Origin of the sequence: Peribacillus sp. NPDC060253, assembly GCF_042727425.1 — a bacterium.
Lineage (GTDB): Bacteria > Bacillota > Bacilli > Bacillales > DSM-1321 > Peribacillus.
The window spans coordinates 1-7,125 of record NZ_JBHXAS010000178.1 but is presented as its reverse complement, the minus strand read 5'-3'; the positions used below and the strand labels follow the sequence as shown (position 1 = coordinate 7,125).

Genomic DNA, 7,125 nt, shown 5'->3' with positions numbered 1-7,125 from the left:
GCGTCGGACTCTTTCCGTCCTCCCTCGCTAGCGTGGCGGCGCTGTCCCCGCCGAACTACTTAATAGTGCCTACCCAACAAGCGATTTATCTTTTGGAGTAAAAAATGAACAATGAATTTTCATAGTATGAATAAATGAAAAGTTCAATTTTTTTATCTTATTTACGTCTTGACAAAATAGAGGTTATCTAGAACCAGTTATTTAATATTAAACCCAAAGTTAAACAGATTAAACGATTAGATAGGAGAAATGGAATGACAAAAAACATGGAGCATCAATTCAATATGTTACTTCGCGAAATACGCAAGGAGTATGTTGGAAATGGACCAAAGGAAATCACCACTCGTTTTGTAGGTCCCTGGGTAATTAGTGAGATGAAAGGTAATCTGACGAATGTTGAAAAGTTTATGATTGGCTCCACTGAAGGACAAAAAATGGTTCATGAAGCTCGAACTAAATTAGTAAAGGATATTTATCAGGATCCTACCGTGATGAAAAAGCTTGAGGAGTTGATGCAAGCGAAAATTTTGAGCATCTATACGGATATTAATATAGATATTGATACTGCTATGACTATTTTTGTTTTCGATAAGCTTATTCAGCCATAGTCTTATCTAAAATATGTACCACTTTTAGAACAAGTTGTTTCACAAATTGAATCGTTAATTCAATCTGGTGGATGGAGAGAAGGATGGTTTGTCGCTTTCGGGACCGCGTTGATCCTCCGCACGATTATTAAACACCAAAGCTGAAATGTACCACATCAGGAAAAACATGAATGGCCACAAGAAATTGCAAAAAGTGAGCGTATACATCCAGGAGGTTAAAAGTCCAACGATTGATTAATTAATGACCAAAAAACATTCCCCTTATGTCAATGCACAAGGGGAATATTAATTTCATTGCTCTGGCCATTTTTCCTCGTATTAACAGCTTGCTAGAGGAATTTCAGTCTATTTTGGTCTGGATAAAATTAATTCGTGACACTACCATCTTCGTCTGAATCTTCAATATCTGCCGGATCTTTTTCCAATAGTGCCTCTTTGTCTTTTTCGTTCCATTTTGCTTTATATCCTAATGATTTCCCTACACTTAACACCGGTAGATACGATTTTTTATCTGGTTTAAATGTTTGTAAGTCCCCTGTTTGGATTACACCTAAACCAAGTAGCAATTTGTCTGATTGGATATAGGGTTTTTCATCTATCAGTTTCATTTGTTCAGCAGTATAAGGATAAATGGCTCCATTCACTTTTAAGGTAAACGGTCCCTTTTTTTCTTCTTTTATTTCTTTTGGCTTTTTCGATTTATAGGAAACATTATACACTCCTTGAACAGTTCCTTCTCTCGTATTATCGGCTCCTCCATACATTTTCCCCTTTTCATAATCATAAATAACAGCTTGCACATTTCCGATATGCTGGGGTTTTTCTTCATAAACATGGCCTTTTGCCATTAACTCCAACCTTGTATTTTGTTCAATTCCCGGTTCCCATCTAACCGTCGGATAGTCAGCAGAATAAATACGTGGCGCTAATATGGCATCTTGAATTAGCATTTTATGATCAAGCACGTTCATAATCGTTTCAGATACCGATGCTATTATCGTCGCTCCCCCTGGTGAACCAATGGCCATGAAGGGATTGCCATCTTTTAATACGAAGGTAGGGGACATACTGCTTCTTGGTCTTTTTCCTGGTTCCACCTGGTTAACTCCACCCGGTGTTGCATCAAAATCCGTCATTTCATTATTTAGCATGAATCCATAATCAGGTACCATGATACCTGATCCGAATACTTGCTCGATTGTAGTCGTATAAGCAACCATATTTCCCCATTTATCCATTACAGAAAAATGGGTTGTTTGACCGATCGGTGTTTTCTCTTCTTTTACCTTCTCCATTGAAGTGGGTACTTTGCCCTCATACTTCCATGGATCGCCTGCTTTGACATCAGCTGTTGATCTATTTGGATTAATGAGTTTTCGTCTTTCTTTAATATAATCTTCATCCAATAGTCCTTTTGTTGGTACATCATAAAAATCTTCATCTGCCATATAGGCAGCTCGATCGGCAAAAGCGAGATGCATGGCTTCCGTGAGATAATGAAGATACTCAGGGGAGTTCGCCCCCATCTTTTGTACATCGAATCCTTCCATAAGCTCCAGGATTTGTAGAACAGTCAAGCTGCCTGAGCTTGGTGAAGCTGCCCCTACCACTTCAAATCCCCTATATTCCGATTTAATTGGCTCTCTTTCTTTCACTTCATAGTTTTGCAAATCCTCAGTTGTCATCGTTCCTTCACGCTTTTGAACTTCTTTAGTAAGGGCTTCCCCGATTTCACCTTTATAAAAAACGTTAGAACCTTGTTTTTTTATTAGCTTAAGAGTCTTTCCCAGATCTGGCTGAACGAGGGTGTCTCCCTCTTCCAATGGCTTTCCGTCTGGTACAAAAACTTTTGCAGCCGCTTGGTTATTTTTAAGCTTTGTTACATTTTCATCGATATATTGTGCTGTTGCCCAATTGACTTTTACCCCTTCTTCAGCTTGTTTAATGGCCGGGCCTATGACTTGTGATAATTTCAATGTTCCATATTTCTCAAGAGAAGTCTCCACCCCCATCAGAGTTCCAGGAACAGCAACCGCCTTACCAGATGTGTGCCGCTTACTAAAAGGAACAGGTTTTCCCTTTTCATCTAAAAAAAGTTCAGGCGTAACATTTTGCGGTGCCATTTCGCGATTTTCGATCATCGTTATTTTATTTTCCTTTTTATTATAAATCATGATAAAACCACCGCCACCGATTCCAGACATCATTGGTTCAACTACATTTAGCGATAATTGAATGGCTGCTGCTGCATCGACTGCGTTTCCACCTTGTTTTAATATCTTAATGCCCGCTTCAGCTGCTAAAGGATGGGAAACGGATACAATTCCTTTTGTTGCTCCCTTTCCCATTGACCCATCCACTCCAGGGACACTTGCAAAAGCTGGTGTGATCATACAAAAGAAACTGAAAGTAACTAAAATAAAACTTTTTAAAAATTTCATGAATTAGTCTCCTTTCAAAATAAAACAATTTGGGTTTTACCATAAGGCACCTGGATATACGGGCCAATGACTCTGCTATTGCAAGTAAGAATATGCTGGTTGATCTCTAAAATAGCAGTATGCACATCCCCTGCTCTCATTGATGTCTCATTTCAAATAATCACCCCCTAGAATGTTTAGAGTTCAATTAGCCTTTTCTTCTGGATTGATATCCGAAGACTCAATTTTTATCCACACTTTGCTTATATTCCAAGATATTGGGGCTGTCGTGATTGTCACTCTTCCAAAGATATTGTAAAGCCAGTAATACCAAAAATGCAGATAATCCAACGATGTCCGATATCGTTTCAGGATAGATTAATAGTAAACCAACGATTATAGCGATGATTCTTTCTAACCAGTGCATCTTCCTCATCCAGTAACCTATAACACCCGCACCAATTGCAACCATGCCTGACATTGCTGTAAGAACGACCCAGGCAACCTCCATCCAAGTTGTATCGATCATTAGTAATTGTGGAGAGAGAACAAAAACATACGGAATGATAAATGCAGCGATAGCAAGTTTTGATGACTGAATCCCCGTTTTTATCGGTTCACTGCCCGCTACCCCTGCCGCTGCAAATGCCGCTAATGCAACAGGAGGAGTTATATCTGCTATAATGCCGAAATAGAAGACAAATAGATGTGCAGATAAATCAGGGACGCCAAGCAAAATGATCGCAGGTGCTGCAATCGTCGAAGTGATCACATAGTTGGCAGTTGTAGGGGATCCCATTCCCAAAATAAGTGCAGCTACCATCGTTAGCATCAGTGTTGGAATCAAATATCCACCAGACAAATCGATTAATCCATTTGCCAGTTTCAGCCCTAGTCCAGTTTTCGTAACGATTCCTACAATAATGCCGGCTGCTGCAGTTGCGGCTGCAACCGACAGTGCCGTTCGAGCTCCATCCACCAATGCATAAATGATATCTATGAATTTCATTCGGACATCCTTGTTTATGATTCCTACAAGAACCGAAATGGCAATGGAATACAGTGCTGCATGTGTAACCGTGATATTCAGCATGAGCAAGAAGATAATGGCAAGGATCGGTATTAGTAAATAAAATTTGCCGAACACTTCCTTCTTACTTGGCATCTCTTCTTTCGTTAATCCACGTAGCCCAAGTCGTTTCGCTTCAAAATGGGTCATGATCCAAATTCCTGAAAAGTAAAGGATAGCTGGAATCGCAGCCGCCTTTGCTATATCCCAATACGTTATTCCATTCCCAATGAACTCAACCATTAAGAATGCCGCTGCCCCCATTACCGGAGGCATCAATTGACCGCCTGTTGAAGCGGCCGCCTCCACTGCCCCTGCGAATTCCTTCTTATAACCAAGATTTTTCATCATCGGTATCGTAAATGCTCCTGAAGTGACAACATTAGCTACAGAGCTTCCGCTAATCGTTCCTTGAAGAGCACTGGAAAAAATCGCAACCTTTGCGGGTCCCCCTATCCTTCTGCCGGCTATGGCGGTTGAGAGATCATTGAAGTATTGACCGACCCCTGTCCGGACTAGAAAGGATCCAAACAGTAAAAATAGGAAGATGAATGTCGATGACACCGCTAACGGAGTACCTAAAATACCCTCTGTCGAGAAGAACATCGTTTGCACCAAACGCTCCAAAGTTAAACCGCGATGAGCGAGGAATCCTGGCATATACTGTCCAAAAACCCCATAGAAAATGAATAATAAAGCAATGACCATAATAGGAAGACCCACTGCACGCCTGGTTGCCTCCAAAACCAGCAAAATGGCCATTAAACCAACTGCAAAATCCAATATGCCTAGGCGTCCTACATTCATGACGATATCTTCGAAAAATAAGGGCCAATATGCACCTACCCCGATGCTAAGGATCGCTAATATGATATCGTACCAGGCAATTTGAAACTTTCCTTTTTGACGCTTCTTTCGGATTGCAGGAAATAGTAAAAAAACCAAGGAGAGTGCAAACCCTAAATGTATCGTCCGTTGGATTTGGGCTGTAAAAACGCCAAAAATAGCAGTATATAATTGAAATAACGAAAAAGCTAAAAGTCCAAAAAACGCAATGTGGCCCAAGACACCAGTTAATTTCCTTGTCCCGGCTTCTGGATCATATTTTTCCAATAACTCCTGTTGTTCTGCTTCGGTTAAATACTTCGTTTTTTCTTGATCAGCCACTAATTTTCACTCCCTTCAACTGTTCCCATAAAGAAATTCTTTCTGATGAAATCCTGACCCATGTCCCTGGTTTAATAAAGTCTGCCAATGTGTATGTTTTTTCATCATATATTAAACGATGGTTAGCTCTGACTTGTCCTACTCGTAAATCTATATAGGCGAAATTGCGTTTCATATTTTTTATGAAGTAGGTACCGTCTTTCTCTTCGAATACTTCCTCCCCCTCTGCATTAGAAGGCATACCGACTGCAAAATCATGATATGCAAGTTCAGTTTGTTTGATTTGCTTATCCGATAACCGATATGATTCCAAAACATCTGTGAGGTGGATGGAGTGTGTATACTTAATCTTGAATTCTTTTTCTTTTTTCAAAGGAAAGTATGCGACTAATTCCCCTTGGTCCTCGAAGGAAAAGGCAATTACATGCTTATAAGGAAAAAAGAATAAAAAAGCGATGAGCAGAGGTATACCAAAAGCCATGAAACTCTTGAATTTCATAGGCACCCCTTTCAAAACCAGAATCCAATTAAGAAAAAAAACGAAGTCGATAGGCCACATAAAGCGAGCTACCGACCCAATTGCATTACTTGGAAACACCTTTTTCTTTAAAGTATTTTGCTGCTCCAGGATGAACTTCCATTTCCCCTAATCCTTCAAGTGCAGTTTCTGCTGTAATGAACTTGCCTTTTGCATGTGTGATTTGATCTGTATTATCATAAATAGCTTTAGTCATTTCATAAACTAAATCTTCATCAAGATCCTTTGTAACCACTAACATCGCTTTAACAGCAACTGTTTTTACCTCGGATTTGATTTTGTACGTACCACTTGGAATGGTATCTTCAGCATAGTATGGATACTTTTTAACCAATGCTTGGATCTTTTCCTCTGCAATAGGCAGGATAATGATATCATTTTGTACGGACAGCGCTTCAACTGCACCAGTTGGTGTTCCGGCAGTAATGAAAGCTGCGTCAATATTTCCTGCTTGGATTCCTTCGGCCGACTCATCGAAAGAAAGATTTTGTCCTTTGATATCTTTCTCAGACAAACCATGAATCTCCAGGATTTGCATGGCATTGATGTATGCACCAGAACCCGGTGCACCTACTGATACCTTTTTACCCTTTAAATCCTCGATTGATTTAATTCCACTTTTTGCTGTCGTTACAATTTGAACAGTTTCAGGATATAAAGAACTGATGGCCATTATATTGTCAATGGGTTTCCCGTCGAACATTTCTGTTCCTTCAAGTGCATATGCGGCGATATCCGTTTGCGAAAAGGCAATTTCAGCCTCTCCCGCCCTTATCGTTTCCATGTTTTCGGCGGAGGCACCAGATGTCTGAGGTGTTATGTTCGCTTTTGTTTTATCGGAAATGATTTTTCCAATTTGTCCACCGAGTGGATAGTATGTACCTCCCGTTCCACCAGTCAACAAACTCAAATTTTGGTTTCCGCTGCCCGAGACACCTGTTTTACTGTCTCCGCAGGCCGTGATAATACCGAATACCGTCAAAATCATGACCAATAAAAAGCACTTATGAAATTTTTTCATAAAACTCCCCCTCATGTGTTTTCATCATCTGCAAAAGATGATAATGTTATTATTCTACCGACCACCTCACTTTCCCTTTTTTTACAAAATTAGACACTTAAACTAAAAGAACTAGTATTTGATTAAAAACTTTTATAGAAATCGAAATAACAAGCATAAATGTGCAAAAACACCTATTAAAAACAAGGGAAATCCGCTTTCTTATAGTAATATATTACCTTTTATTACCTATTTTTCCTTTCTTTAAGGATAATATTGACTCTTCCATTTTAGAAATATATTATTGTTATAAACTTATAAGC

The 7,125-nt window shown here is 39.6% G+C and carries 5 protein-coding genes; 1 reads left to right on the top strand and 4 read right to left on the bottom strand.

Annotation, left to right across the window (positions count from 1 at the left end):
- Positions 1–254 precede the first annotated feature (254 nt).
- Positions 255–608, top strand: a complete 354-nt coding sequence (locus ACFWE9_RS25100) for a Na-translocating system protein MpsC family protein (RefSeq protein ID WP_377359364.1) — start codon at positions 255–257, stop codon at positions 606–608.
- 365 nt (positions 609–973) lie between these two features.
- Here the strand turns inward: ACFWE9_RS25100 and ggt are convergent, their stop codons facing one another.
- The 4 genes from ggt to ACFWE9_RS25080 form a co-directional block, all read right to left on the bottom strand.
- Positions 974–3,049, bottom strand: a complete 2,076-nt coding sequence (ggt, locus tag ACFWE9_RS25095) for a gamma-glutamyltransferase (RefSeq protein WP_377359362.1) — start codon at positions 3,047–3,049, stop codon at positions 974–976.
- 220 nt (positions 3,050–3,269) lie between these two features.
- Positions 3,270–5,264 (bottom strand): TRAP transporter permease, encoded by a 1,995-nt coding sequence (locus ACFWE9_RS25090; RefSeq protein ID WP_377359360.1) that lies wholly within the window; start codon positions 5,262–5,264, stop codon positions 3,270–3,272.
- Positions 5,257–5,763: a DUF1850 domain-containing protein gene (locus ACFWE9_RS25085; RefSeq protein WP_377359358.1), complete on the bottom strand. Its 507-nt coding sequence runs from the start codon at positions 5,761–5,763 to the stop codon at positions 5,257–5,259. The genes ACFWE9_RS25090 and ACFWE9_RS25085 overlap by 8 nt, the downstream gene beginning before the upstream one ends.
- An 85-nt stretch (positions 5,764–5,848) precedes the next feature.
- Complete coding sequence (locus tag ACFWE9_RS25080; protein ID WP_230156469.1) at positions 5,849–6,823, bottom strand: TAXI family TRAP transporter solute-binding subunit; 975 nt, start codon at positions 6,821–6,823, stop codon at positions 5,849–5,851.
- Positions 6,824–7,125: the final 302 nt, after the last annotated feature.